Source organism: Hoeflea sp. Naph1 (assembly GCF_046837775.1).
Classification (GTDB): Bacteria; Pseudomonadota; Alphaproteobacteria; order Rhizobiales; family Rhizobiaceae; genus Hoeflea.
In genome coordinates this window covers 2,863,353-2,889,018 of the sequence record NZ_CP177286.1, presented here as the reverse complement: position 1 = coordinate 2,889,018, position 25,666 = coordinate 2,863,353, and the positions used below count along the sequence as shown (strand labels likewise).

Sequence of the window (25,666 nt, the reverse complement as noted above, 5' to 3'; positions counted from 1 at the left end):
GACACATGGCGGAGATCAAGGATCCCGAAAACACGCTCATCATGGAAACCACCAAGGGCCAGGTGACCATCGAACTGCTGCCCGACCTGGCTCCCGGCCATGTTGCGCGGATCAAGGAACTGGCCCGCGAAGGCGCCTATGATGGTGTGGTGTTTCACCGCGTCATCGAAGGCTTCATGGCGCAGACTGGCGACGTCAAGTTCGGCAAGTCCGACGGCAAGGATTTCAACCCGAGCCGCGCCGGCATGGGCGGTTCGGACAAACCCGACCTGAAGGCCGAGTTTTCCAACATGAACCACGCCCGCGGCACCTGTTCGATGGCGCGGTCGCAGGATCCCAACTCGGCCAATTCGCAGTTCTTCATCTGCTTTGGCGATGCCGGCTTTCTCAACCGTCAGTATACGGTCTGGGGCCAGGTGACGTCGGGCATGGAAAATGTCGACAAGATCAAGCGCGGCGAGCCGGTGGCCGATCCCGACAAGATCGTTTCGGTCAAGGTCGCAGCCGACACCACGGCTTAAAACACCTGATACGCGCGGGATCCGGTGCCTATAGGCACACGAATCCCGCGCGTTTTTTATGAGGCGCACCGATGCGCGTAGACCTTTTCGATTTCGATCTTCCCGACGACCGCATTGCGCTCAGACCTGCAAACCCGCGTGATTCTGCGCGGCTTCTGCGCGTTGACGCCGCGGGCGATCTCGCTGATCTGAGCGTCAACCAGTTGGCCGACCTGCTGGAACCGGGCGACGCGCTGGTGTTCAACGACACAAAAGTGATCCCGGCGCAGCTCGAAGGCTTTCGCATTCGCGACGACAACCAGCAACGCATTTCCGCAACGCTGCACATGCGCTCAGGCCCGGACCGCTGGAAGGCCTTTGTTCGCCCGGGCAAGCGGATCAAGCAAGGCGACCGGCTGCATTTTGGCGGCTCCGGCGAGGCCTGCATGGCCGGCGTGCTTGACGCCACGGCGGGAGACCGCGGCGAGGGCGGTGAGATCGAGTTGATCTTTGATTTTTCTGGCCCGGCGCTCGATGAGGCGATCATGGCCACCGGGCATATTCCGCTGCCGCCCTATATCGCCTCCAAGCGCGGCGAGGACGAGCGCGACCGGCTCGACTACCAGACAATTTACGCCCGCGAGGATGGCGCGGTGGCAGCCCCCACCGCCGGGCTGCATTTCACGCCGGACCTGTTTGCCCAGCTTGACGCCCGCGGTGTCTCGCGCCATTTCGTCACGCTGCATGTCGGTGCAGGCACATTCTTGCCGGTCAAGGTCGATGACACCGCGGAGCATCTGATGCATTCGGAAATCGGCCATGTCAGCGCAGAAACCGCCGAGGCGCTCAACGCGGTTCATGCGGCCGGCGGGCGGGTTGTCTCGGTCGGCACCACCTCGCTCAGGCTGCTCGAAAGCGCCACCGACGAGGATGGCACCATCAAAGCATGGTCGGGCCCGACCGACATCTTCATCACCCCGGGCTACTCTTTTCGCGCCGTCGACGTGCTGATGACCAATTTTCACCTGCCGCGCTCGACGCTGTTCATGCTGGTTTCGGCATTCTCAGGCCTTGAGACCATGCGCGAAGCCTACCGTTATGCCATCGACACGGGCTACCGTTTCTATTCCTATGGCGATTCCAGCCTGTTGTTCCGGAGCCAGCCGTGACCGAAAATTTCGAATTCAAGCTGCTTGCCACCGATGGCAAGGCCCGTCGCGGCGAGATCACCATGCCGCGCGGCACGGTTCGCACCCCGGCCTTCATGCCGGTGGGAACCGGCGGCACGGTCAAGGCCATGTACATGGACCAGGTCAGTGATCTGGGTGCCGACATCATCCTCGGCAACACCTATCACTTGATGCTTCGCCCCGGTGCCGAACGGGTGGCCAAGCTTGGTGGCTTGCATGAATTTGCCCGCTGGCCAAAACCGATTCTGACCGATTCCGGCGGGTTTCAGGTGATGTCGCTGTCGGCGCTGCGCAAGATCAGCGAACGCGGCGTTACCTTTCAATCGCATATCGACGGCTCGCGCCACGAGATGAGCCCGGAACGCTCAATTGAAATTCAGGGACTGCTCGACTCAGACATCCAGATGCAGCTTGACGAATGCGTGCGGCTGCCGGCATCGGAGAGCGAGATCGAGCGCGCCATGGAAATGTCGCTGCGCTGGGCCGAGCGCTGCAGAACCGCCTTTGGCGACCAGCCCGGCAAGGCGATGTTCGGCATTGTCCAGGGCGGCGATATCCCCAAGCTGCGGGAATGCTCGGCGCAAGGCCTGGCTGCCCTCGATCTCAAGGGCTATGCGGTTGGCGGCCTTGCCGTCGGCGAGCCGCAGAACGTGATGCTCGACATGCTCGATGTCACCTGTCCGCTGCTGCCGCGTGAAAAACCGCGCTACCTGATGGGCGTCGGCACGCCTGATGACATTCTCAAATCAGTCGGCCACGGCATCGACATGTTCGATTGCGTGATGCCGACCCGCGCCGGACGCCACGGCCTGGCCTTTACCCGCCACGGCAAGATCAACCTGAAAAACGCCCGCCACGCCGAGGACCATCGTCCGCTGGATGAGCAAAGCTCATGCCCGGCGGCGCGCGACTATTCCCGCGCCTATCTGCACCATCTGGTCCGTTCCAACGAGATTCTGGGCATGATGCTGATTACCTGGAACAATCTGTCCTACTACCAGGACCTGATGTCAGGCATCCGCGCGTCGATAGAGGCCAGGCGATTTGAGGATTTCTCAGCCGAGACGCAAGAAGCCTGGGGCAGAGGCGATATCGCGCCGCTGGGGTGAGGGGGCTGGCTGCCTGATTCTGTCCTGCAGGTGCGCCTCAAGATCCCGTTTTCTGGTTAGTGCCTTCACATTCCCCGTCATCCCGGACACCGATCCAGGATCCAGCGACCCGGTGTCCACCGGGTCGAAACACTCTCTTCAGCCCAAAGACTTGGGCTGACTGGACCGCGGATCAAGTCCGGGGTGACGGCGCGGAAAAACGGCACTTCACTGCAACACAGGAACCGCAACTTTGGACTCTGGCGTCCAACCTGTTGCCTGCCTCTACCCGCTCAGCCCTCAGACAGCGTCGAGCGTCTTCTCGCAATGGGAGGGGCCGCCCTTGGGGTCAACGCGGTCGGTCACGGCGCGGATGGCGGTGATCGTGTAGGTCTTGTCGGCTGTCAGTTCCACGGTGCAGGACTTGCCCCCGACAAAGCCGCCGCGCCAGGTGTAGACCGTCGCGCCCCCGGAGCCCGCCCGGTCGGCAACCGGAGGCCCGTAGGCCGCAATGAAGACGCCCGCCGACTTGCCGTTCCAGCGTTGCTCAAGCGGGTTGGACGGTACCGATGCGGTGGTGCATGCGGTGAGTGCAGCGGCAACAACGGCCAGGATTGCAAGGTGGAAGCGCATGATCGACATTTCCTGAATGATCGCGGGGTCGGAAGGCTGCGACTGACACCAGCCGCATGACTCCGTCATAGCCGATTTTATGCGCAGGGAAAATTGTTGAAACGGGCTTTGCTCGAGTAAGGACACAATTTCGGCGTCCTGAAGGGTAAGGCGATACTTAAATTTGTCTCGGGCGGTGATAGACCGGCGCGGCATTTAGTTGTTTTTGTCCAATCAAGCGCAACGGGCATTTTGTGCCATGCCGAACATTGCGGCTGCCGCGGACCTGGCTGTTGTACCTGTCGCAAAAGTCAGGAAACAAGCGTCGCTTTAAAGCGGCAGGCCTTCTCTCGCAGTGCGTCGTGGGGCAGCCCAGCCGCAAATTACTTTCCGAATCACCCAAAAGCTCATGTTGCTTGCATTTCGTCACCTCAAATTTAATCTTGGTGTTACGGTGTCGCTGGGAGACATTGTACTTATGCGCAATGCAGAACCGATGAAACTAGCATTGATCATGACTGTACAGATACGAAACATTGAAATTTGCTCCGCACAACAATTCTCGCACGCAGAGAACACCATATTCACACTTTCTTTGCCGTGCGAACTGACAAAATATTAAGCCCGCTCCTTCAATATCCCGGAAAATTCAGGACGTGAATCCTGTGAACGAGGGGATTGATATGCGGTACAGAGAAGCCGACGAAGTGTTCAAGACGCTGGTATCGGAGCTTACCTCGACGATTTCCCCGACGACGACAATGGGCCTGACAATACTTGCCATAGGTCTGTTTGCCTACGAGAGCCTTGGCAGCACTGAAGTTATGCTGGCCACCATCAGCGGAAGCGTTGCATCCCTTGCCAAGATTTTCGTCACCGTGGCCCACCGGCGCGCAAACGCTGCGAAGCGCGCAACCGTTGAAGGCGCCGCCCGCTGGGAGATGGCGCACGGTTTGCTCACCTTCGTCGTCGCCGCCTCTGTCGGTTTGCTGGCAACTGCGGTGTTCACCTATGAAGACCTGTCATTGCATATTCTTGCCACAGCGTTGATCTTTGGATATTCGGCCGGTGTGGCAATCCGGATATCGGTTCGGCCATTGATCGCCGCGACTGCGATCTTGATTGCAGGGATACCGACGACGATTTCCGCCATGCTCTATGGCGATACGGCCCACTGGATATTGGCGGTGATTTGTGCGGGTTTCCTGGTAGCGGCGATGCAGAGCGTCTGGCATGTCTATGGGACTGCCACCAAGCAAATCTGCCTACGTCTGGAAATGCAGCATCAGGCACGCCACGATCCGTTGACAGGACTTCGCAATCGCACGGCGCTTAGCGAGGCATTCGAGACGCTTGGTCGTGCTGAAGATAGTTTGACCTGCGTGCACTGCTTCGACCTAGACGGCTTCAAAATCGTCAATGACCGCTTTGGTCACGCTGTCGGCGATGAACTGTTGGCGAGCATTGGTAATAGGCTCAGAGAGAACCTGGACCAACCGAATATCGCCGTACGCGTTGGCGGCGATGAATTTGCCATTCTTCAACCAGCTGTCAGGTATCCCGTTGAAGCTGACCTCTTGGCCAGAAAGATCGTAAATGTTCTGAGCTTGCCGTATCGGATTGCCGGTCAAGAGATCACTATTGGCATCAGCCTGGGGTACACGGTGGCACTCTCCGGCTCCGCGAAACTGGAACATATGATGGCTATCGCGGATAAAGCCTCATACCGCGCGAAGCGGAACGGCGGCGGTATTGAGTGCGAATTTCCATCAACACTGGACCATTGCACATTCTCTTTCGCCGCATGACCGTAGCGTTTGCAACATAGTCTTTCAGCGCCTCTCGCTGTTGGTCCAGGGTATCGCGGGTGGCGAGGGTTGGTTGCAACCCGGGAAACAATGCTTATCATGCAACCGAGGATGCTCATTTGGGCGACACCGCCCTGAGCGAGAGCCAGCTTCAAGCGCAACGCCGCCTCGGCTGGCGTATTCTTCGGCTTGGCGGGCGTCGACAGCAAAGGTCGGTAACATCATGAAACTGTTTGCCATTGTCCTGGCAATGTTGAGCGTCGCGGGGATGATCTTTGGCTGGTGGGGCGTAGAAACAGTCTCGGGACGACGTCATTTTGACGAGATGGCCGGTATCATACCGTTTGTCGCCGGTATTGCCTCGTTTATTCTGCTGCTGGTATCCGCAGGCTTGTATTATTTCGCAAAATCATAAGGCCCTGGGTGGGTCGGGGAAATTGCCGCTTGCGCTAATCTCCACCCCTCGTGGAAGAGGAAGAAAAATCATGGTCTTGGTGCACAGTGCCAGGTCGTTGATTTTTCAGGCGAGGGGGACGCTCTTGGATTTCAAATCCGACGCTTCTCTTGTAATTTCCAGCACTTAGGTGACGCTAAGAGGCTGAAAATGGCTTGCTCCTTTACCAATGCGGCGAAGGATGTGCCGCGCCAATCTCCCCCCGAAACAACGCCGGAATTTCCCCACCCTCCGCTCCCGTGCCATCCTCATCTTGCTCCCGCTGCCGGATGGAACACAAACGTATTGGACCAAGCGGGAGGAATGCCCCTCGGGATGTGGCGTAACGTGCGGCACCAAACGGGGGGAGGCGTTGACCAGCGTGGCTCCGTCGACGGATCTGGTGTTCCCCAATGGAAGACCCAGGTTCAGTCGGCCACCGATACGTCCTCGGGTTCCGTGCCTGCCGTCGGGCAGGATGCGGGACCGGACAGCGAACCGGGCCTGTGGCGGATTTTTGCCCCCTTACCGGGGTCGAAATGCGTGCCGGAGACCACGCCAGCAACTTCCTCTGCGGCCCCTAAGTCCGGGGCAGGCAGTCCGGGTGCAACCCCCGGAACACCCCGCGTCGGGTTCCCCCCTCAAGCGGGTCAAGCGAAGTGGCCATTGCCTGTCGGATGCGGACATCATCCGGCGAGATTCGGGCCGTGCGCGTGCTGCGCCACCCCGTGCATGTCGCGTTCAAATGGTTTCATTTGATCGATAACGTACATGCACAATCAAAAACTCATTTTCCGTCAGGCAAAGCCAGCGTGCGGCCCTCCGGAATGCCAATCCCACACCCCGGCGAATTTTTCGCGCGGCACCGATTTGGCGTGTCCTAACTCCGGGATCGCAGGTTGGCGGTTAGGCGATCGAGATGATTTCGAGATCCTGTTCACCCACCTCGACCACATCGCCCACCGCCTTGCCCATCAGCGCGCGAGCCACCGGCGAAGCAAACGAGATGCTGCCGGTCTTGGGATCGGCCTCGTCCTCGCCGACAATGCGGTAGGTCTGGGCCGGGCGCTCGTCACGAGTGTAAGTGACGGTTGAGCCAAAGCCGACTGCCTCGTGGGTTTCGGGATCGGCGATCAGTTCGGCCGAGCGCACTCGTTCGGCATAATAGCGCACATCGCGTACCGGGGCTGCCTGCTGGCGGCGCCGCTCGTTGACATCCTCGACGCTGTTTGCCGCCTCATAGGCCGCCCGGGCACTATCGAGCTCAGCTTGCAGCTTTTTCAGGCCGCTGAGGGTGACCAGATTGGGATGCTCGGAAACAGGCCGGTCGGGCAGCATTGTTTCGGCTGCGGTTTCGGAACTTTCTTCCTTGGTAAAGGCGACGCTCACAACAGTACTCCATTCCTGTACACCCGGCGCGGCTTCACGATTGGCCGTCGGTTGCAACAACGATCATAGGGTGAAATCGGCCCCACTGGCAATGACGACCCGTGCAGGCCCAACGCAGCCCGATCAGCTAGGTTCCGCATAGATGTCGGAACTGTGGCGGCAGCGCAGGCGTGACACGAAATAATCAGGTCTGGGGCGCGGCGGCCTTGATCATCTGCACGCCGTCGATGCGGAAACTGCCGTCGGGCTGGCGTTCGAGCGAATAGAGCGCGGTCCAGTCCTGGCCATTCGGCCCCTCGATCAGCACTTCCTGCACCAGCCCGGATCCGTCGGCGGAAAGCTTGAAACGGCCAAAGGCAAAATTGCCCGGCCGGAACACCGGGGCGTAACCGCGCTTGACCATGTCGAAGAACCGGCTTTCGTCGGGGTAAAGCTGCTTGATCGCCGGTGCCGCAAACGAATAGGCGACCGCGCTGTCATCGTTCAGGAATGCCTGGATCTGGCTTTCGATGACGTTGCGAGCCATGCTACGGGCATCCCCCGCCTCGTCAGCGACTGCCGGGGTGAGCACCACCAACAACATGGCGATGCCAGCGGCAATCGGCGTCAGTGGGTGAAATCGGTTTGTCATGAGACGGCCTCCATCCTGTAACAGATAGGACGCAAAAGCCTCAAAGAAAGTTTCATGCCGGGCAGAGCCCAAGGAGAGTGTTTAGCGGAAAAGATTCTGTCCCTGAAACTAACGCTTAATCAACGTCTTGGGAGGATTTCCTGAGAATGTGAATCCGTTGCCGCTCAAGGCGTCAGCATGACCTTGCCGTCGCCGGTTCTCAGCGCTGCCGGCAATTTCACCAGAGCCTCAGAAAGCGGAATTGTGGCCACCACCTCAGTGCGCCATTTGCCCGAAATGAAACGGTTTTGCACTGCCCGCAGCGTCTTCAGTTTCTCGATGATCGAGGCCTGCTTGAACCATTGGGCCAGCCAGTATCCCTCGATCTTTTTGTCCATGAAGATGAACTGGCCTGGCTCCCGAATCGACGGCGCTTCGGTGTCGAGCTTGCCATAGATGATCCAGCGGGCACGCGCCGGCATGGCGGTGAAAATGTCGGAGGCAACCTGATTGGCAACCGCGTCGAGCAGGATGCGCGGCTTCTCGGACTTGCACAGGGCCGCAAGTTTTGCGCCAAACTCCGGGTCGGATTGAATTAGCACATGTTTGGCGCCGAGTTGCTTGAGATGGGCGGCCTGGCTCTCGTTGCGGATGATCGCAATCATCGCGCAGTTCTTGTCGCGCGCAAGCCCGGCGATCAGCTTGCCGAGTTGGCTGTTGGCGGCGGTGAAGATGAAGCTCTTCGAACCGGATTTCTCGACGATGTCGAACATGGTACAGGCCGTCATCGGGTTGACCACATGGCCCGCAGCATCCTCGTCGCGCATCGCCGGCCGGATCACCACACAGGTGGCGGCGGAGACGACAATATACTCGGCCCAGGCGCCCGAACCACCGGTGCCGCCGACAAAGGCCACCCGCTTGCCCTTGAGATAGGCGGCATAAAGCCCGTTGCCGGCGATCACTTGGCCTACCCCTTCAAAGCCTGCCGCAGCGCCCTTGACGCGGGGCTGGCCGTATTCGCCCTTGATGAAATAGAGATCGGAAGGATTGACCGAGGCCATCCGCACCTTGACCAGAACCTCGCCCGGACCCGGCCTGGGCACCGGCAGCTTGCCATAATCGAGATAGGGCTCCAGCGTATCTATCGCCGCACCGCTGCGGCTACCCGACAGACCGTGGCCCTTGAGGATCAGCGCGTTCATGGTTTCGGGCATGGTCATGGCGGGTTCCTTGCGAGATCAAGCTTGGGGCAGATGTTACGGGATCAGAATGGTCTTGCCGATGGCACCACGGTCGAGAATCCGCTGCAATGCTGCTGCTGCCTCTGACAGTGGACGGCGCTCGTCGATCCGCGGCTTGATGACGCCATCGGCGTGCCAGGCAAACAGCTCGCGGTTGTTGGCGGCGTACATCTCGGGTTCGTTCGCAGTGAACGCGCCCCAGAACACACCAACGAGCGAAAATTCCTTCAGCAGCGCCAGATTGACCGCAAGCTTGGGGATTTCACCGGACGCAAAGCCAACCACCAGCAACCGCCCATGACGGGCCATGGCACGGGCGGCAACCTCGAACGCTTGACCGCCGACAGGATCAAAAGCGACATCGACGCCACGACCGCCGGTCTCGCGCTTCAGCGCCTCGCGCAGGCCTTCATAGGGCAGGGCGACATCGGCGCCGAAATCGCGACATACGGCCTGTTTCTCCTCAGTCGAGGCAACCGCGATCACCCGTGCGCCCATCGCCTTGCCGATGGCAATTGCCGCGAGCCCGGTGGAGCCTGCACCCCCGAGCACCAGCAGCGTTTCACCGGATTGGAGTTGGCCGCGCTGCTTGAGCGCATAATGCGATGTGCCCCAGGCGCACATCAGCGCACAGGCATCCTCGTAACTCATGGAATCGGGAAGGGCGTAAACGCGGTTGGCGGGCGCCAGCACCTTTTCGGCATAGCCGCCATGATCGAGCAGCGCGACTACCCGGTCGCCGGGCTTGAATTGGCTGACCCCGTCGCCGAGTTCGCTCACCACGCCGGCGGCTTCCATGCCCGGCGAAAACGGCGTCGGCGGCTTCATCTGGTAAAGCCCCTGAACCAGCAGTCCGTCGGGAAAATTGACGCCGATCGCCTTGGCATCGATCACCAGTTCACCCGCGCCTGGATGGGGATCAGGGACCTCGCGGAAATCGAGATTGGAGATGGGGCCGTATTCGGGGCAGATAATTGCTTTCATATCGGGATCAGATCTTTTCCTGGGTATGGCGCTTGAGTTCGGCGCGCGCCACTTGGCGCCGGTGCACCGCGTCGGGTCCGTCGGCCAGCCGCAAGGTGCGCAAATGCGTCCACATCCGCGCCAGCGGCGTATCCTGGGAGATGCCTTGGCCACCAAACATCTGCACTGCTTCATCGGTGATCTTGAGCGCCATTTTAGGCGCAACCACCTTGATCTGGCTGATCCAGGGGGCAGCCGCGCGAGCGTCGCCCTGATCCATCATCCAGGCGGCCTTCAGGCACAACAGCCGCGCCATCTCGATCTCCATCCGGCTTTCGGCGATGATGTCGAAATTGGCGCCGAGTTGCGCCAGTTTCTTGCCGAAGGCTTCGCGGTCAAGCGCGCGTTTGCACATCAGCTCCAGCGCCATCTCGGCCTGACCGATGGCGCGCATGCAGTGATGGATCCGGCCCGGCCCGAGACGACCCTGGGCGATCTCGAAGCCCTTGCCTTCGCCCACCAAGAGGTTGGCTGCTGGCACCCGCACATCGGTAAAGCGAAGATGGAAATGCCCATGCGGGGCATCGTCCTGGCCATAGACCTGCATCGGTCGGAGTTTTTCGACGCCGGCGGTATCGGCGGGCACCAGGATCATCGAATGCCGGAGATGCTTGGGCGTGTCCGCATCGCCGGTGCGCACCATGACGATATAGATGGCGCAACGCGGATCGCCGGCGCCGGAGGCCCACCATTTTTCACCATTGAGCACATAGTCGCAGCCATCGCGGACGCAGGACATCTCGATATTGGTGGCGTCGGAGGAGGCGACGTCCGGCTCCGTCATCAGATAGGCCGAGCGGATCTTGCCCTCGAGCAACGGCTCGAGCCAGCGCTGCTTGTGTTCCGGCGCTCCGTAGCGGTCAAGCACCTCCATGTTGCCGGTATCGGGAGCGGAACAATTGAAGGTTTCTGCGCCAAGGTGGGCCTTGCCCATCTCTTCAGCCAGATAGGCATATTCGACGGTGGTCAGGTTGTTATCGGGCGCGCTGGTCCGCCACAGATTCCACAGCCCCCGTTCACGGGCCTTGGCTTTCAGAGTTTCGAGAATTTCGGTCTGGCGCGGACTGTAGGCCCAGCGATCGCCGGCCGTGCCGACCTCGGCCAGAAACTGCTCGTCCAGCGGCATGATTTCGTTGCGCACCATATCGCGCACGGCAGCCAGAATCGGTTCAAGATGAGCGGAAACACCCAGATCCATGGTTCTTGCCTGTGTCATTGCAACTCCTGCTAGCTCTGTGCCCTGGCGGCATCCGGTGGACTGGTCACATAATGCCGGGACCGGCAATTGTTTTTGCCGAATCTTCCCTTTACGCGCACGTCAATTGTTTGCCATGCTAGCGGTACACGGTTCGGGCGGCAATTGCCTGAGGGTGCAAATCAATCGGGCGCCAGGCACATGATCAGGCGCGCCCGGAACCCGGGAGACATCGGTTATGAGCTATCTGGAAGACCTGTTTTCGGTAGAAGGCAAGGTTGCGCTGGTTACCGGCGGCGCCACCGGGATCGGCCGGATGATCGCCACCGCGCTGGTGCGCTCAGGCGCTCGCGTGCTGATCGCTTCGCGCAAGGGCGAGGAATGCGCGCGCGTTGCCGACGAACTCAATGCCCTTGAAGCCAGCGGCACGGCGGAAGGCTTTGCCGGTGATGTCGGCACCGAAGATGGTGTTCGCGCATTGGTCCAGGAGGTAACGGCGCGCACAGACAAGCTTCACATCCTGATCAACAATGCCGGCGCCACCTGGGGCGCGAGCTATGATGATTTCCCGCACGCGGCCTGGGCCAAGGTGATGTCGGTCAATGTCGCCGGGCTGTTTACGCTGACGCGCGATCTGACGCCGCTGCTTTGTGCCGCAGCCAGTGATTCCGACCCGGCGCGGATTATCAATCTCGGCTCGGTGATGGGATCACAGCCGATTGCCGACGGCACCTATTCCTATTCGGCCTCGAAAGCGGCGGTGCACCACCTGACCAAAATTCTGGCCGAGGAGCTCGCCTCCCGCCGGATTACCGTCAACGCCTTTGCACCGGGCCCGTTTCAGAGCAAGATGACGGCCTTCGCCACCGCCCGCGACGATCAGGTCGAGCGGGTGGGTGGGGGAGTGCCGCTGGGGCGCATAGGCGCGCCGGATGATGTCGCCGGGGCCACGCTCTATCTGTGCAGTCGCGCAGGCTCCTACGTCACCGGAGCGGTGCTGCCGATTGATGGCGGATTGTCGGTGCAGCATGGTATCCGCCTGTTCAAGGACGCTTGAAATGGATGATCAACCGTTTGACATGGACGCGCTGGCCGACGAGTTGCACGATCTGGTGCCGGGTTTCTCCGGTCTGCATGCGATCGAGAAATTCAACACCGGTCAGTCCAACCCGACCTATCGGGTGGAAGCTGACAGCGGTCGCTATGTGCTCCGCGCGAAGCCACCGGGCCCGCTCCTGAAATCTGCCCATCAGGTGGACCGCGAATACCGGGTGATGAAAGCGCTCGCCGACAATGATGTGCCGGTGCCCAAAGTCTTCGGACTGTCGCAAGAACACAGCGTCATTGGCCGCATGTATTTTGTCATGGAATTGGTCGAAGGCCATATATTCTGGGATCCGGCACTGCCGGAAATGACGAAAGCAGAACGAGCTGTGGTCTATGACGGCATGAACGACGTGCTGGCGCGGCTGCACAGCGTTGATCCGGAAGCTGCAGGGCTGGCCGATTTCGGGCGATCGGGAAATTATTTCGCCCGGCAGATCAGACGCTGGAGCGAGCAGTATATTGCGAGCAGGACCGAAGACCTGCCGGATATCGACCGGCTGATGGACTGGCTATGGGAAAACCTTCCCGATGATGATGGACTGGTGAGGGTCGTGCATGGCGATTTCCGGCTCGACAACATGATCTTTTCCGCCCACGGGGAAAAGGTGCTGGCGCTGATCGACTGGGAGTTGTCGACCTTGGGTCACCCGCTGGCCGACCTTTCCTACCAGTGCATGCAATGGCGTCTGCCGCATGCCAGCGGGTTTCGCGGGCTTGGCGGGCTTGATCGCGGGGAACTCGGCATCCCCAGTGAAGCGGATTATGTCGCCCGCTATTGCGAACGCAGCGGTATCAAGATCGACAACTGGTCGTTTTGCCTGGCGTTCTCGTTCTTCCGGCTCGCCGCTATTTTGCAAGGTGTGTTCAAACGCTCGCTGGATGGCAATGCCTCCAATCCCGAACACGCCCGCGAGATCGGCAAGGCGGTGCCGCTTTTGGCGGCGATGGCCAATGACATTATTGCCGGAAAGGCCTGATGGATGGCGAAATTTTATGGGCGCGTTGTTATCCTGACTGGCGCGGCCGGCGGTTTCGGGCGGGCGGCTGCCCGGTTTTTCCGCGACGAGGGCGCCTCTCTGGTCTTGAGTGATCTCGATGTCGACGCGCTTGGGGCGCTGGCCGGCGAGATCGGTGGCGACAACGTGATCGTCGCCGGCGATATCTGCGACCCGGACCTGTCACAGCAACTGGTGGAAGTGGCGTTGTCGCGGTTTGGCAGGCTTGATATCGCCGTCAACAATGCCGGCATCGTCAATGATCTGGCGCCCCTGCCGAAAACCTCGCTGAAGGTGGCCCGTCAGATCATCGATGTCGATCTGATGGGCGTGTTTTACGCCATGCGCGCGCAATTGCCTGTTCTTGAACAGCGCTTTCGCGAAACCGGCGAGACCGGGGTAATCGTCAATGTCGCGTCGGTGGCGGGGGTGGTGGCAGCACCGATGCTCTCGGTCTATGCAGCGGCCAAACACGGAGTTGTCGGCTTGACCAAATCGGCCGCCATCGAATATGCGCGGCGCGGTGTTAGGATCAATGCGCTGTGCCCGTCGTTTGCGCGCACGCCGATGGTCAGTGGATTTCTGGATAAGACGGGCGACGACGGTGAAGCTGCCGAAGCAAAGCTGGTGCGATCGATCCCGATGGGACGGCTGGTCGAGGTCAACGAAGTGATTGCCGGGCTGTCGTATCTGGCGGATCCGGCGTCGAGTTTTGTCACCGGGCAGACCCTGCAGATCGATGGCGGGCTGTCGGCGGCGTGATCGTGCTTTAATTTATGCACAACGGTTGAGCAATTCGGCCCGTTGTACATCAAGACCGGTGAGTGCACAGTACGCTCAGCAATTTTTATCAAGTGGAGGCAGACCTATGCAGGAACTTACTCATTTTATCGGCGGAAAACATGTGAAGGGCCAGTCTGGCCGTTTTGCCGACGTCTACAACCCGGCAACGGGAGAAATTCAGGCAAAGGTGCCGCTCGCATCGAATGCAGAGCTTGACGAAGCCGTTGCCATTGCCGCCAAGGCCCAAGTCGGCTGGGGTGCAACCAACCCGCAACGCCGTGCCCGGGTCATGATGAAGTTTGTCGAGCTTCTGCATCGCGACATGGACAAGCTCGCCGAAGCGCTGTCGCGCGAACACGGCAAGACAATTCCCGACGCCAAGGGCGATGTGATGCGCGGCCTTGAAGTGGCCGAGTTCTCGTTTGGCGCGCCGCATCTGCTCAAGGGCGAATTCACCGAGGGCGCTGGTCCCGGTATCGACATGTACTCGATCCGCCAGCCGCTGGGCGTGGTCGCCGGCATCACGCCGTTCAACTTCCCGGCGATGATCCCGATGTGGAAATTCTGCCCGGCGATTGCCGCAGGCAACGCCTTCATTCTCAAGCCTTCCGAGCGCGATCCGTCTGTGCCGATCATGCTGGCCGAACTGATGAGCGAAGCCGGTGCACCCGACGGTATCCTCAACGTCGTCAATGGCGACAAGACGGCGGTTGACGCGATCCTCGATCATCCCGAAATCATGGCCATCGGCTTTGTCGGTTCGACGCCGATTGCGCAATATATCTACGCCCGTGGCTGCGCCAACGGAAAGCGCGTTCAGTGCTTTGGCGGTGCCAAGAACCACATGATCATCATGCCCGACGCGGACATGGACCAGGCCGTGGACGCACTGATTGGTGCAGGCTACGGCGCTGCCGGCGAACGCTGCATGGCAATTTCGGTCGCTGTGCCAGTCGGTGAAGATACGGCAAACCGGCTGGTTGAAAAGCTCACGCCGCGCGTCGAATCCCTGAAGATCGGGCCTTACACTGCAGGCGATGATGTCGATTTCGGACCGCTGGTTACCCGCGAAGCCCGCGACCGGGTCCTCGGCCTGGTCAATTCCGGTGTAGAGCAGGGCGCCAAGCTGGTGGTCGACGGCCGCGACTTCAAGCTGCAGGGCTACGAGAACGGCAACTTCATGGGCGGCTGCCTGTTCGACAACGTCACCCGCGACATGGATATCTACCAGCAGGAAATCTTTGGACCGGTGCTGTCGGTCGTGCGTGCGCCGAACTACGAGGAAGCGCTGCGTTACCCGATGGAACATGAATATGGCAACGGCACCGCGATCTATACTCGCGATGGCGATGCGGCGCGTGATTTTGCCAGCCGCATCAATATCGGTATGGTCGGCATCAATGTGCCGATCCCGGTGCCGCTGGCCTACCACACCTTCGGTGGCTGGAAAAAGTCCGGCTTCGGTGACCTCAACCAGCATGGTCCGGATTCATTCCGGTTCTACACGCGCACCAAGACGGTGACCGCGCGCTGGCCTTCCGGTATCAAGGATGGTGCCGATTTCAACATCCCGACTATGGGCTGAAGATACGGCGGCGAGATCAATTCAGGGACGGGGAGGCAATTGCCATGGACTTTGAACTGAACGAGGAACAGCAGGCGATTTTCGACATGGCGCGCGAGTTTGGCGCCGAGAAGATCGCCCCTTTCGCCGCCAAATGGGAAAAGGAAGAAGCCATCCCGCGCGAGGTGCTTGAAGAAGCAGGCGCGCTCGGGCTGGCATCGATCTACGTGCCGGAAAGCGACGGCGGCTCAGGCTTGAGCCGCCTCGATGCGACACTGGTGTTCGAAGCGCTGTCGATGGCCTGTCCGTCGGTCGCCTCGTTCATTTCGATCCACAACATGTGCACATGGATGATTGCGTCCTACGGGTCTGACGAGATCAAGGCGCGATTGCTGCCCGGCCTTGTCTCCATGAAGACGATAGCCTCCTATTGCCTGACTGAACCGGGTTCCGGGTCCGATGCCTCGGCGCTCAGGACCCGTGCCGAGCGCACCAATGATGGTTATAAGCTCAATGGCACCAAGGCCTTCATTTCGGGCGGCGGCTTTTCCGATCTCTATCTGGTGATGACCCGCACCGGCGCTGAAGGCCCGAAAGGTATCTCCGCGGTTGTCGTCACCGACGGTACTCCTGGCCTGTCGTTTGGCGCGCCCGAAAACAAGATGGGCTGGCGCTCGCAGCCGACGTCCGAGGTACAGTTCGATGATTGCGTGATCCCCGCGGAAAATCTGCTCGGCGAGGAGGGAGCCGGTTTCCGCTACGCCATGAGCGGGCTTGATGGCGGTCGTCTCAACATTGCAGCTTCGGCGTTGGGCGGGGCTCAATCGGCGCTCGACAAGACGCTCGCCTATATGGGTGAACGTCAGGCCTTCGGCAAAACCATTGACCAGTTCCAGGCGCTGCAGTTCCGGCTGGCCGACATGGAGACCGAAATGCAGGCGGCACGGATTTTCCTGCGCCAGGCAGCCAGCAAGCTCGATCGCAAGACGCCCGATGCCACCAAATATTGTGCCATGGCCAAGCGGTTCGTCACCGACACCGCCTTCAATGTCGCCAATGATGCGCTGCAACTGCATGGCGGCTATGGCTACCTGGCCGACTTCGGTGTCGAGAAAATCGTCCGCGACCTGCGGGTGCATCAGATCCTCGAGGGCACCAACGAAATCATGCGGGTGATCATCTCGCGGGCGCTGCTTTCGGAGCGCGCCGCATGAGTATCCGCATTCGCAAGATTGGCCGTATCGGACAGATTACGCTGCAGCGGCCCGAAGCGCTCAACGCCGTGAGCCATGAGATGGTGCTGGCGATCGAAGCCGCACTTGATGGCTGGCGCGATGATGAACGCGTGGCTTGCGTGCTGATCGATGCCGAAGGGCACAAGGCATTCTCCGCCGGCGGTGATCTGCAGTTCATGTACGAGACCGCCTCGAAAGGTGATTTCGAACCCGGCCGGACATTCTGGCGGGACGAATACCGGCTCAATGCCAAGATCGCCAATTACCCCAAGCCCTATATCGCTCTGTGCCAGGGCTTTACCATGGGCGGCGGTGTTGGCGTCTCGCTGCACGGCTCGCACCGGGTGGTCGGCGAAAGCTCGAAGATTGCCATGCCCGAATGCGCTGTAGGCCTGATCCCCGATGTCGGAGGATCGTTGCTGCTGGCGCGCGCGCCGGGGCGGCTGGGTGAATATCTCGGCATCACCGGGTATCGGATGAATGCTTCCGATGCGATTTTCGCCGGCTTTGCTGATTACTTCATCCCCGAGGCCGACTGGCCGGGATTGACCGAAACGCTGATCGAGACCGGCGACTGGTCGGCCGTGACCGCCCTGGCGCGCGATCCCGAAGACGGACCGCTGATGGCCTTGCGGCAACAGGTGGATGCGCATTTTGGTAGTGCCACGCTCACCGAGATTGTCGGCTCGCTGCCGGCGGACGACTGGGGGAGCGCAACAGCCAAGATCATAAGGTCAGCGTCGCCATTGTCAGCGGCCTCCGCAATCGAACTGGTACGGCGTGCGCGCGCAAGCGGGAATATCCGCGTGGCGCTGCAGCAGGAATACCGGTTTACCTCACGCAGCGCCTCGCAGGGCGATTTCGTCGAGGGCATTCGCGCCGCCATCATCGACAAGGACCGGAACCCGCAGTGGCGGCACAAGGACATCGAGGCCGTGACTGCGGCCGAGGTGGAGGAGATGTTGTCGGAGCCGCCGGAGGGCGATATCGCAGTTTAGCGCGGCGTTGGGCGCCGGGCATTGAGGAAGCAAAGGGCAGGAGGACGCCATGAAAATCGGGTTTATCGGGTTGGGCAACATGGGGGCGCCAATGGCGGCCAATCTGGACAAGGCGGGTCATGAAGTGACCGGCTTTGACGTGGCCGGCGTGACGGTTGATGGCGTAACACCCGCCGGGTCTGCGCCCGAAGCTGCAGGCGGTCAGGATGCGGTCATCACCATGCTTCCCAACGGGGCGATTTTGCGTTCAGTCTATGCAGAAATTGTCGATGCGGGGACTGCGGGTTCTGTGTTCATCGATTGCTCGACGGTCGATGTCGAGAGCGCCCGTGCCGCTCACGAGATGGCGGCAGCCAAGGGCCTGCTTTCGGTCGATGCACCGGTTTCGGGCGGCGTCGGCGGAGCATCGGCCGGCACCCTGACCTTCATGGCAGGCGGCAGCGACGAGGCATTCGGCCGTGCCAATCCACTGTTTGAGATCATGGGCAAGAAGGCAGTACATTGCGGCGATGCCGGAGCCGGACAATCGGCCAAGATCTGCAACAACATGTTGCTGGGTATTTCGATGATCGGCACCTGCGAAGCTTTTGCGCTTGCTGAAAAGCTGGGCCTGTCGGCTCAAAAACTGTTTGACGTGGTCTCGACCTCGTCGGGTTCCTGCTGGTCGGTCAATGCCTATTGCCCGGTTCCGGGTGTTGGCCCGCAAAGCCCGGCAGACAATGACTACAAGCCCGGTTTTGCTGCGGAACTGATGCTCAAGGATCTGAAATTGTCGCAGCAGGCAGCGAGCAGCGTTTCGGCGCAAACCCCGATGGGCGCACATGCCACCGAACTCTACGACGCGTTTGTCAACGATGACGGCAAGGGACGCGATTTCTCGGCGATGATCGAACGGCTGAAATAGGAAAGGGGGCTTATTGCCCCTTTTTCATTGCTTGCGCGTGGGCTGAACGCATGATTGCTGTTCAAGCGATGCGCACCGGCAATCCGGTTGAAATCGCCGCGTGATGCTGCGTCGGTTCGGCCGGATGTGTTCGAAACCCATACCCGGGTGCAAGCATTGGATGCCCCCCGTAGGTTCATCGCCCGTATGGTCGGCGATAATGCGCCGCTTCACCATATTTTTCGGGTTTCGCCCTTCGACCCGACTGCTTTCGGAGCTTTAGGCACAAAGCGCTGCTCACCGCTTGATGGTTACACATACAACTGATTTGATGCGCATCTGATTTGAATGCAGACGGAGGCTATCATGTCGCTTGCCTATATGCCGGGTTTTGGAAACGATTTTGAGACCGAAAGCCTGCCTGGGGCGCTTCCGCAGGGTCAGAATTCGCCGCAGCGCTGCAGTTACGGGCTCTATGCGGAACAGCTGTCGGGGTCTCCCTTCACCGCGCCGCGCGGCACCAATGAACGGTCCTGGCTCTACCGGATCAGGCCCAGCGTACGCCATACCACCGATTTCAGGGCGATCGACCGGCCCTACTGGAAGTCTGCTCCAAATCAGGAGGCCGGCGTGCTGTCATTGGGCCAGCGGCGCTGGGACCCGACACCCTATCCCGACGCGGAGATGCATTTCCTCGACGCCATGCACACCATGACGGTCGCCGGTGATGTGGTCGGCCAAGTCGGCATGGCCACCCATGTCTATGCGCTCAACGCCGACATGGAAGATGACTACTTCTTCAACGCCGATGGCGAATTGCTGATTGTGCCCCAGGAAGGTGCGCTGCGGATCTTTACCGAAATGGGTATCATCGATGTTGCGCCGCTGGAGATCGCGGTGTTGCCGCGCGGCATGATGTTCAAGGTAATGCGCGGCGAGGGCGTCGAGCGGGCGCGCGGCTATGTCTGCGAGAACTACGGCGCCAAGTTCACATTGCCCGAACGAGGCCCGATCGGCGCCAATTGCCTGGCCAACCCGCGCGACTTCAAGACCCCGGTGGCGGCCTATGAAGACAAGGAGAGCACCTGTCTGGTTCATATCAAATGGTGCGGAGCGTTCTACGTGACACCAATCGGCCATTCGCCGCTCGATGTGGTCGCCTGGCATGGTAACTACGCACCCTACAAGTATGATTTAAAGACGTTTTCGCCGGTCGGCGCGATCCTCTTCGATCACCCCGATCCGTCGATCTTCACCGTGCTGACTGCGCCGTCAGGCGAAGCCGGAACCGCCAATATCGACTTCGTCATCTTCCCACCGCGCTGGCTGGTGGCCGAGCATTCGTTCCGCCCGCCCTGGTACCATCGCAACATCATGAGCGAATTCATGGGCCTGATTGAAGGCCAGTACGACGCCAAGGAAGAGGGGTTCCTGCCCGGCGGCATGAGCCTGCACAACATGATGATGCCGCACGGGCCCGATCATGATGCCTTCGAAAAGGCCTCGACGGTGGAGCTGAAACCGGTCAAGCTCTCCGACACGATGGCTTTCATGTTCGAAACCCGGTTCCCGCAAATGGTGACGCGCTACGCTGCCGATCTCGAAACCCTGCAGCCTGGCTATGCCGAATGCTGGAAAGGGATCGAACGGAAATTCGATGGCACGCCTGAGGCCGGCGGCTGGTCGGGTGCAAAGTGAGCGAACGACTGGTCATTCTCGGCTCCAAGGGCGGGCCGGCAATCCGTCCGGGCGGACCTTCGCCGACGGCATCGCTGCTTGAAATCGGCGGCCGGCGCATTGTCATCGATTGCGGTCTCGGTGTGGCGCGGGGGCTGGTGGAAGCAGGCATGGCGTTGCCGGCGCTTGATCTGGTGCTGATCACCCATCTGCATTCCGACCACGTGCTGGAACTGGGGCCTTTGCTGCACACGGCCTGGACCGCCGGGCTGAAGACGCCGGTGCAGATATTCGGCCCGGTGGGCACACGGGCGGTGTGGGACGGTTTCGTGGCCTCGCTCGCCTATGACATCAATCTCAGGATTGACGACGAAGGTCGCCCGGATATTCGCAAGCTGGTTCAGATTGAGGAATTCGGTGAAGGGGAGCTGCTCGACGAAAACGGACTCACCATCGAGGCGCTGCGGGTTGATCACCCGCCAGTGGTCGAATGCTTCGCCATCAAGATCAGTCACCAGGGCAGAACAATCGTGTTTTCCGCCGACACCGCCTATTTCCCGCCGCTGGCCGGGTTTGCAGCTGGGGCCGACATACTCGTGCATGAAGCGATGCATCCCGATGGCGTTGATCGGCTGGTGGCGCGCACCGGAAATGGCGACCGGCTGAAGGCGCATCTACTGGCCAGCCACACCATGGCCGCCGATGTCGGGCGCATTGCCAATGACGCCGGCGTCGGCCATCTGGTGCTTAATCATCTGGTTCCCGCCGACGACCCCGAGATTACCGCGGTCCACTGGGAAAACGAGGCCCGGTTGCACTGGACCGGGAACCTGACTGTTGGCCGCGATGGCCTGGAACTGGCGTTTCCGCCCCCCAAACCACAAAGGAACACCGTATGAAATTGGCAACCCTCCGCGACGGCAGCCGGGACGGCCGGCTTGTCGTTGTCTCGCGTGACCTGACCCGTGCTTCCGGCGTGCCGCACATTGCGCGAACGCTGCAGGCTGCCCTTGATGACTGGCAATATGTCGGGCCGCGGCTCGCGGATGTGGCGGCGATGCTGGAAACCGGTGCGGAACCGACCGAGAGATTTCATGAGCGAGACGCCCTGTCGCCGTTGCCGCGCGCCTATCAATGGCTGGATGGCTCGGCCTACGTCAATCACGTTGAACTGGTGCGCAAGGCGCGCGGCGCCGAGATGCCGGCAAGCTTCTGGCAAGACCCGCTGATGTACCAGGGCGGATCCGACAGTTTCCTGGCGCCACGCGCGCCGATCCGGATGGCCGACGAGGCCTGGGGCATTGATTGCGAGGGCGAGGTGGCGGTGATTGTCGGCGACGTGCCGATGGGCGCCGATACGGACACCTGCCGCGCCGCGATCAAGCTGGTCATGCTGGTCAATGATGTGAGCTTGCGCGGGCTGATCCCGGCCGAACTCGGGAAGGGGTTTGGGTTCTTGCAGTCCAAACCATCCTCGACATTTTCGCCGGTGGCGGTGAGCCCCGATGAACTGGGCGAGGCGTGGGATGGCGGCAAGCTGCATCTGCTGCTCAATGTCGATCTGAACGGCAAGGCTTTTGGCCGCACCAATGCCGGTCTAGACATGACTTTCGATTTTCCGCAGCTGATCGCCCATGCGGCAAAAACCCGTTCCCTGTGCGCCGGGACCATCATCGGTTCGGGCACGGTATCCAACAAGGGACCGAACGGGGATCCGGGCAAACCGGTCAGCGAGGGGGGCGCAGGTTATTCCTGTATTGCCGAAATCCGCATGATCGAGACGATTGCCACTGGCAAGCCGACAACGCCGTTCATGCGCTTTGGTGATACGGTTCGGATCGAGATGAACGATGGCGAAGACCGATCGATCTTCGGTGCGATCGAGCAAACCGTTGAGAAATATTAGGAACAGACGATGAGCAAGAATTTCGCATCCGCCGGCGACATGGCGGAAAAGAACATCTCGTTTACAGAGATCGGCCGCGATCTGTGGGCATTCACCGCCGAGGGCGATCCCAACTCCGGCGTCATCATCGGCGATGACAGTGTCATGGTGATCGAGGCCCAGGCGACGCCGCGATTGGCGAACAAGGTGATCGAAAAGATTCGAACGGTCACCGACAAGCCGATCACGCATCTGGCTCTGACCCATTACCACGCAGTCCGGGTGCTTGGGGCTTCGGCCTACGGTGCGGGGCAGGTGATCATGAGCGAAAAGGCGCGCTCGATGGTGGCAGAGCGTGGGCAGGAAGACTGGGATTCGGAATTCGGCCGCTTCCCGCGGTTGTTCCAAGGGCATGAATCGATCCCCGGGCTGACCTGGCCAACAACCACGTTCAACAACCGGATGTCGGTCTATCTCGGCAAGCGCCGGGTTGATCTGATGTTTTTGGGCCGGGCCCATACCGCAGGCGACATCGTTGCCTATGTGCCGGATGCCAATGTAATGTTTACCGGCGACATCGTCGAATATCACTCGGCGTGTTATTGCGGCGATGGTCATTTCCATGACTGGCCGGGCACGCTCGAGAAGATCCGCGGCTTTGATGTCGATGCGATTGCGCCCGGGCGCGGCGATGCGCTGACCGGCAAGCAGATGGTCAATGCAGCGCTCGATTCGACCGGCGATTTCGTCCGCTCCACCTACCGGCCGGTGGCACAGGTGGCGTTGCGTGGCGGCTCGCTGAAGGAAGCCTGGGATGCGGCTCGGGCGGAATGCGATCCGAAGTTTTCCGATTACGCAATTTACGAGCACTGCCTGCCGTTCAATGTGGCACGGGCCTATGACGAGGCGCAGGATATCGACACGCCGCGGATCTGGACTGCAGAACGTGACCGGCAGATGTGGGAGCAATTGCAGGGATGAACCGGCCTGCCTGGCCCTATCTGCAGATGGCGCTCAACAACGCCTGGGCCAATGCGACGCTTTACAGGGCGCTGTCGGGGCTTGATGCTCCGGCATTTGCCGTCGAACGGCCAGGCTTCTTTCCATCGCTCTCTGCGACGCTCAATCATGTTTACGAGGTGGACCTGTTCTATCTCGATGCGCTTGAACAGGGCGTGTATGGTCGGAGTGTGTTTGGCATAGGGGCAATTGCCGAGCCGGCCGCGCTTGCGACGGTGCAGGCTGAGGCGGACCGGCGACTGATTGCTTTTTGCCGCAAACTTGACGAACAACTGCTTGCGCAAACGCGCTCGACAAACCGCCCCGACGCCCCGGTCGAGGAACGTATTGACGCGCTGCTGCTGCATTTGTTCCAGCACCAGATCCATCATCGCGGCCAGGCCCATGTGCAAGTCCAGCACGCCGGTATTGCACCGCCGCAACTCGACGAGTTTCATCTGGAATTTGAGCGCGCCACGTCAGCGCAGGCCTACCGGATGTGAGCTTGCACCCGAAGTTGGTCGCGGGTGATGGTATTTGTCTTGATAGTTACATTTGCAACAAATAATTTGAAACAGAGGAGCGCGACGCCTGAGGTCATTGTTCAACGAACAGGCTGCGGGGGATGCGGGAAGGGAGATCATGGGCAGGATATTCGAACAGGCGCTGTACCCCTATAGCCGCTCGGCAGACCAGGATGCGGCGACGCCAGTCCGCCACACCGTGGTTGTTGTCGGCGCAGGGCCGATCGGTCTGGCAGCAGCGATTGATCTGGCGATGCAGGATGTGCCGGTCGTTGTGGTTGACGAGAACGACAAGGTGAGCTGGGGATCGCGCGCCATCTGCTTTGCCAAGCGGCCGCTGGAAATTCTCGATCGGCTGGGCTGCGGCGATCCGATGGTCGAGAAGGGAGTGATCTGGAACCTCGGCAAGGTCTATTTCGACGAACGCCAGGTTTTCGGCTTCAACCTGCTGCCCGAACAGGGCCACAAGCGGCCCGCCTTTATCAACCTGCCGCAATACAGTTTCGAGCAGTTCCTGGTCGAACGGGTGCGCGCGCTTGAGGCAGAAGGTAAGCGGATAGAGTTGCGCGGGGGCAGCAAGGTGTTGGACGTGGCGAGCCACGACGATGGGGTCGATCTGACGATCGGCACGCCCGACGGGCCCTATCAGCTTTGCGCCGACTGGCTGATTGCCTGCGACGGGGCTGCTTCACCGATCCGCACCATGATGGGGCTGGATTTTGTTGGCCGGGTGTTCGAGGACAATTTCCTGATCGCCGATGTGGTGATGGAGGCTGATTTTCCGACCGAGCGCTGGTTCTGGTTTGATCCGCCGTTCAACCGCGGGCAATCAGCGTTGTTGCACAAGCAACCCGACAACATCTGGCGCATCGATTTCCAGCTTGGCTGGGATGTTGACCGGGATGCTGAACTCAAGCCCGAAAACATCGACCGGCGCCTCAGGGCGATGCTCGGCGAGGACATCCGATATGAACTCGAATGGAGTTCGATCTACTCATTCCAGTGCCGCCGGATGGACCGGTTTCATGAGGGCAGGGTGGTCTTTGCAGGCGATTCCGCGCACCAAGTGTCGCCGTTTGGCGCGCGCGGCGCCAATTCGGGCCTGCAGGATACCGACAACCTTGCCTGGAAACTCAAGTTGATCATTGATGGTAAGGCGCCGGTTACGCTACTCGACAGTTATGATGCCGAGCGGATTGCCGGCGCCAACGAGAACATTCTCAATTCCTCACGTTCGACCGATTTCATCACCCCGAAATCGGAGATCAGCCGGATCTTTCGCGATGCGGTGCTGGATCTGTCGGAGCGCTACGAAGCAACCCGACCGATGGTCAATTCCGGCCGGTTGTCGGTTCCCTGCACCTATGACGGCTCGCCGCTCAATGGCCCTGACTGCGCCGACATGCCGGCGCGCACGCGGCCCGGTTCACCGATGTGCGACGCACCGGTTCCCGGCGGCTGGCTACTCGACCGGATGGGGAGCGGGTTCTATCTGTTGGCGATCGATCTCGAGGTGCCGGATGGACTGGAGATCGACGGCATTCCGGTCACTGCAATCAAGCTGACGACCAGCGGAGATGAAGAAGGCTATCTGCGGCAGCGCTATCTCGGCGATGCCTTGGCCGGGGCCTATCTGGTGCGACCCGACCAGCATGTTGTAGCGCGCTGGGATCATTTTGACGAGAACGCAGTCACTGCGGCGCTTCTCAAGGCAATCGGGAGGCAATCATGAGCGCGCTCAACACCAAGGCCAACATGAGCACACCGGATGAGTTTTATGCCGAACTGCTGGCGGCACATGAGGGACTTTCAAAGCCTGAGAGCGATGCATTCAACGCGCGGCTGATTTTGCTTCTGGCCAATCATATCGGCGACCGCACGGTGCTGTCGCAAGCGCTCCGGGCGGCGGCGCTAAAGGACTGAC

General features: G+C 60.5%; 25 protein-coding genes. 19 read left to right on the top strand and 6 right to left on the bottom strand.

Annotated features, from left to right (window positions below; genetic code table 11):
• Positions 1 to 5: 5 nt before the first annotated feature.
• From ACK6D9_RS13840 to tgt, 3 genes are all read left to right on the top strand, one after another.
• Complete coding sequence (locus ACK6D9_RS13840) at positions 6 to 521, top strand: peptidylprolyl isomerase (RefSeq protein WP_322990224.1); 516 nt, start codon at positions 6 to 8, stop codon at positions 519 to 521.
• A gap of 71 nt (positions 522 to 592) precedes the next feature.
• Entirely contained in the window at positions 593 to 1,669 is a 1,077-nt protein-coding gene (gene queA / locus ACK6D9_RS13835) for a tRNA preQ1(34) S-adenosylmethionine ribosyltransferase-isomerase QueA (protein ID WP_412048955.1), read from the top strand.
• Positions 1,666 to 2,799 carry a tRNA guanosine(34) transglycosylase Tgt gene (gene tgt / locus ACK6D9_RS13830; RefSeq protein WP_412048954.1) on the top strand — a complete coding sequence of 378 codons (1,134 nt, stop codon included), beginning with the start codon at positions 1,666 to 1,668 and terminating at the stop codon, positions 2,797 to 2,799. The genes queA and tgt overlap by 4 nt, the downstream gene beginning before the upstream one ends.
• Positions 2,800 to 3,078: 279 nt before the next feature.
• Here the strand turns inward: tgt and ACK6D9_RS13825 are convergent, their stop codons facing one another.
• Positions 3,079 to 3,411: a hypothetical protein gene (locus ACK6D9_RS13825; RefSeq protein ID WP_412048953.1), complete on the bottom strand. Its 333-nt coding sequence runs from the start codon at positions 3,409 to 3,411 to the stop codon at positions 3,079 to 3,081.
• A gap of 635 nt (positions 3,412 to 4,046) precedes the next feature.
• On the opposite strand from ACK6D9_RS13825, the gene ACK6D9_RS13820 reads away from it, so the two are divergent.
• Together ACK6D9_RS13820 and ACK6D9_RS13815 are read left to right on the top strand one after the other, a co-directional pair.
• On the top strand, positions 4,047 to 5,198 hold the full coding sequence (locus ACK6D9_RS13820; RefSeq protein ID WP_412048952.1) for a diguanylate cyclase domain-containing protein: 1,152 nt from the start codon (positions 4,047 to 4,049) through the stop codon (positions 5,196 to 5,198).
• 223 nt (positions 5,199 to 5,421) lie between these two features.
• A complete protein-coding gene (locus ACK6D9_RS13815) occupies positions 5,422 to 5,613 on the top strand; it encodes a hypothetical protein (RefSeq protein ID WP_412048951.1) in 192 nt (63 codons plus the stop codon).
• A 924-nt stretch (positions 5,614 to 6,537) separates the two neighbouring features.
• Here ACK6D9_RS13815 and greA read toward each other — a convergent pair.
• From greA to ACK6D9_RS13790, 5 genes are all read right to left on the bottom strand, one after another.
• Complete coding sequence (gene greA / locus ACK6D9_RS13810; RefSeq protein WP_412048950.1) at positions 6,538 to 7,020, bottom strand: transcription elongation factor GreA; 483 nt, start codon at positions 7,018 to 7,020, stop codon at positions 6,538 to 6,540.
• A gap of 184 nt (positions 7,021 to 7,204) precedes the next feature.
• On the bottom strand, positions 7,205 to 7,603 hold the full coding sequence (locus tag ACK6D9_RS13805) for a DUF4864 domain-containing protein (RefSeq protein WP_412051813.1): 399 nt from the start codon (positions 7,601 to 7,603) through the stop codon (positions 7,205 to 7,207).
• 212 nt (positions 7,604 to 7,815) lie between these two features.
• A complete protein-coding gene (locus ACK6D9_RS13800) occupies positions 7,816 to 8,853 on the bottom strand; it encodes an alcohol dehydrogenase catalytic domain-containing protein (protein WP_412048949.1) in 1,038 nt (345 codons plus the stop codon).
• Positions 8,854 to 8,889: 36 nt separating this feature from the next.
• Positions 8,890 to 9,858, bottom strand: coding sequence for an NADPH:quinone oxidoreductase family protein (locus tag ACK6D9_RS13795; protein WP_412048948.1), 969 nt, complete (start codon positions 9,856 to 9,858; stop codon positions 8,890 to 8,892).
• 7 nt (positions 9,859 to 9,865) lie between these two features.
• Positions 9,866 to 11,113, bottom strand: a complete 1,248-nt coding sequence (locus ACK6D9_RS13790) for an acyl-CoA dehydrogenase family protein (RefSeq protein WP_412048947.1) — start codon at positions 11,111 to 11,113, stop codon at positions 9,866 to 9,868.
• Positions 11,114 to 11,330: 217 nt separating this feature from the next.
• Between ACK6D9_RS13790 and ACK6D9_RS13785 the strand changes: the two genes are divergently transcribed.
• From ACK6D9_RS13785 to ACK6D9_RS13720, 14 genes are all read left to right on the top strand, one after another.
• On the top strand, positions 11,331 to 12,149 hold the full coding sequence (locus ACK6D9_RS13785; protein WP_322990388.1) for an SDR family oxidoreductase: 819 nt from the start codon (positions 11,331 to 11,333) through the stop codon (positions 12,147 to 12,149).
• Position 12,150: 1 nt separating this feature from the next.
• Positions 12,151 to 13,176 (top strand): phosphotransferase family protein, encoded by a 1,026-nt coding sequence (locus ACK6D9_RS13780; RefSeq protein WP_412048946.1) that lies wholly within the window; start codon positions 12,151 to 12,153, stop codon positions 13,174 to 13,176.
• Positions 13,177 to 13,179: 3 nt separating this feature from the next.
• Positions 13,180 to 13,956, top strand: coding sequence for an SDR family NAD(P)-dependent oxidoreductase (locus tag ACK6D9_RS13775; protein ID WP_412048945.1), 777 nt, complete (start codon positions 13,180 to 13,182; stop codon positions 13,954 to 13,956).
• A gap of 106 nt (positions 13,957 to 14,062) precedes the next feature.
• A complete protein-coding gene (locus ACK6D9_RS13770) occupies positions 14,063 to 15,562 on the top strand; it encodes a CoA-acylating methylmalonate-semialdehyde dehydrogenase (RefSeq protein WP_322988916.1) in 1,500 nt (499 codons plus the stop codon).
• A 44-nt stretch (positions 15,563 to 15,606) separates the two neighbouring features.
• Positions 15,607 to 16,755, top strand: a complete 1,149-nt coding sequence (locus tag ACK6D9_RS13765) for an acyl-CoA dehydrogenase family protein (RefSeq protein WP_322988915.1) — start codon at positions 15,607 to 15,609, stop codon at positions 16,753 to 16,755.
• Positions 16,752 to 17,774 (top strand): enoyl-CoA hydratase/isomerase family protein, encoded by a 1,023-nt coding sequence (locus ACK6D9_RS13760; protein ID WP_412048944.1) that lies wholly within the window; start codon positions 16,752 to 16,754, stop codon positions 17,772 to 17,774. Before ACK6D9_RS13765 ends, ACK6D9_RS13760 begins: the two co-directional genes overlap by 4 nt.
• Before the next feature lie 49 nt (positions 17,775 to 17,823).
• Positions 17,824 to 18,678: a 3-hydroxyisobutyrate dehydrogenase gene (gene mmsB, locus ACK6D9_RS13755; RefSeq protein ID WP_412048943.1), complete on the top strand. Its 855-nt coding sequence runs from the start codon at positions 17,824 to 17,826 to the stop codon at positions 18,676 to 18,678.
• A 345-nt stretch (positions 18,679 to 19,023) separates the two neighbouring features.
• Positions 19,024 to 20,355 carry a homogentisate 1,2-dioxygenase gene (gene hmgA, locus ACK6D9_RS13750; protein WP_322988913.1) on the top strand — a complete coding sequence of 444 codons (1,332 nt, stop codon included), beginning with the start codon at positions 19,024 to 19,026 and terminating at the stop codon, positions 20,353 to 20,355.
• A complete protein-coding gene (locus ACK6D9_RS13745; RefSeq protein WP_412048942.1) occupies positions 20,352 to 21,233 on the top strand; it encodes an MBL fold metallo-hydrolase in 882 nt (293 codons plus the stop codon). Before hmgA ends, ACK6D9_RS13745 begins: the two co-directional genes overlap by 4 nt.
• Positions 21,230 to 22,240: a fumarylacetoacetate hydrolase family protein gene (locus tag ACK6D9_RS13740; RefSeq protein ID WP_412048941.1), complete on the top strand. Its 1,011-nt coding sequence runs from the start codon at positions 21,230 to 21,232 to the stop codon at positions 22,238 to 22,240. Before ACK6D9_RS13745 ends, ACK6D9_RS13740 begins: the two co-directional genes overlap by 4 nt.
• Positions 22,241 to 22,249: 9 nt before the next feature.
• A complete protein-coding gene (locus tag ACK6D9_RS13735) occupies positions 22,250 to 23,200 on the top strand; it encodes an MBL fold metallo-hydrolase (protein WP_412048940.1) in 951 nt (316 codons plus the stop codon).
• Entirely contained in the window at positions 23,197 to 23,721 is a 525-nt protein-coding gene (locus ACK6D9_RS13730; protein WP_412048939.1) for a DinB family protein, read from the top strand. The genes ACK6D9_RS13735 and ACK6D9_RS13730 overlap by 4 nt, the downstream gene beginning before the upstream one ends.
• Positions 23,722 to 23,860: 139 nt before the next feature.
• The gene (locus ACK6D9_RS13725) at positions 23,861 to 25,474 is read left to right on the top strand and encodes an FAD-dependent oxidoreductase (protein WP_412048938.1); all 1,614 of its coding nucleotides are present in this window, start codon (positions 23,861 to 23,863) and stop codon (positions 25,472 to 25,474) included.
• On the top strand, positions 25,471 to 25,665 hold the full coding sequence (locus tag ACK6D9_RS13720) for a DUF2783 domain-containing protein (RefSeq protein WP_412048937.1): 195 nt from the start codon (positions 25,471 to 25,473) through the stop codon (positions 25,663 to 25,665). The genes ACK6D9_RS13725 and ACK6D9_RS13720 overlap by 4 nt, the downstream gene beginning before the upstream one ends.
• Position 25,666: the final 1 nt, after the last annotated feature.

What these genes read in the sequence shown, in the direction of transcription:
- ACK6D9_RS13840 (WP_322990224.1), top strand. Translation starts at nt 6, where the DNA reads ATGGCGGAGATCAAGGATCCCGAAAACACGCTCATCATGGAAACCACC.
- queA (WP_412048955.1), top strand. Translation starts at nt 593, where the DNA reads ATGCGCGTAGACCTTTTCGATTTCGATCTTCCCGACGACCGCATTGCG.
- ACK6D9_RS13825 (WP_412048953.1), bottom strand. Translation starts at nt 3,411, where the DNA reads ATGCGCTTCCACCTTGCAATCCTGGCCGTTGTTGCCGCTGCACTCACC.
- ACK6D9_RS13815 (WP_412048951.1), top strand. Translation starts at nt 5,422, where the DNA reads ATGAAACTGTTTGCCATTGTCCTGGCAATGTTGAGCGTCGCGGGGATG.
- ACK6D9_RS13805 (WP_412051813.1), bottom strand. Translation starts at nt 7,603, where the DNA reads ATGTTGTTGGTGGTGCTCACCCCGGCAGTCGCTGACGAGGCGGGGGAT.
- ACK6D9_RS13800 (WP_412048949.1), bottom strand. Translation starts at nt 8,853, where the DNA reads ATGACCATGCCCGAAACCATGAACGCGCTGATCCTCAAGGGCCACGGT.
- ACK6D9_RS13795 (WP_412048948.1), bottom strand. Translation starts at nt 9,858, where the DNA reads ATGAAAGCAATTATCTGCCCCGAATACGGCCCCATCTCCAATCTCGAT.
- ACK6D9_RS13790 (WP_412048947.1), bottom strand. Translation starts at nt 11,113, where the DNA reads ATGACACAGGCAAGAACCATGGATCTGGGTGTTTCCGCTCATCTTGAA.
- ACK6D9_RS13785 (WP_322990388.1), top strand. Translation starts at nt 11,331, where the DNA reads ATGAGCTATCTGGAAGACCTGTTTTCGGTAGAAGGCAAGGTTGCGCTG.
- ACK6D9_RS13780 (WP_412048946.1), top strand. Translation starts at nt 12,151, where the DNA reads ATGGATGATCAACCGTTTGACATGGACGCGCTGGCCGACGAGTTGCAC.
- ACK6D9_RS13775 (WP_412048945.1), top strand. Translation starts at nt 13,180, where the DNA reads ATGGCGAAATTTTATGGGCGCGTTGTTATCCTGACTGGCGCGGCCGGC.
- ACK6D9_RS13770 (WP_322988916.1), top strand. Translation starts at nt 14,063, where the DNA reads ATGCAGGAACTTACTCATTTTATCGGCGGAAAACATGTGAAGGGCCAG.
- ACK6D9_RS13765 (WP_322988915.1), top strand. Translation starts at nt 15,607, where the DNA reads ATGGACTTTGAACTGAACGAGGAACAGCAGGCGATTTTCGACATGGCG.
- ACK6D9_RS13760 (WP_412048944.1), top strand. Translation starts at nt 16,752, where the DNA reads ATGAGTATCCGCATTCGCAAGATTGGCCGTATCGGACAGATTACGCTG.
- mmsB (WP_412048943.1), top strand. Translation starts at nt 17,824, where the DNA reads ATGAAAATCGGGTTTATCGGGTTGGGCAACATGGGGGCGCCAATGGCG.
- hmgA (WP_322988913.1), top strand. Translation starts at nt 19,024, where the DNA reads ATGTCGCTTGCCTATATGCCGGGTTTTGGAAACGATTTTGAGACCGAA.
- ACK6D9_RS13740 (WP_412048941.1), top strand. Translation starts at nt 21,230, where the DNA reads ATGAAATTGGCAACCCTCCGCGACGGCAGCCGGGACGGCCGGCTTGTC.
- ACK6D9_RS13735 (WP_412048940.1), top strand. Translation starts at nt 22,250, where the DNA reads ATGAGCAAGAATTTCGCATCCGCCGGCGACATGGCGGAAAAGAACATC.
- ACK6D9_RS13730 (WP_412048939.1), top strand. Translation starts at nt 23,197, where the DNA reads ATGAACCGGCCTGCCTGGCCCTATCTGCAGATGGCGCTCAACAACGCC.
- ACK6D9_RS13725 (WP_412048938.1), top strand. Translation starts at nt 23,861, where the DNA reads ATGGGCAGGATATTCGAACAGGCGCTGTACCCCTATAGCCGCTCGGCA.
- ACK6D9_RS13720 (WP_412048937.1), top strand. Translation starts at nt 25,471, where the DNA reads ATGAGCGCGCTCAACACCAAGGCCAACATGAGCACACCGGATGAGTTT.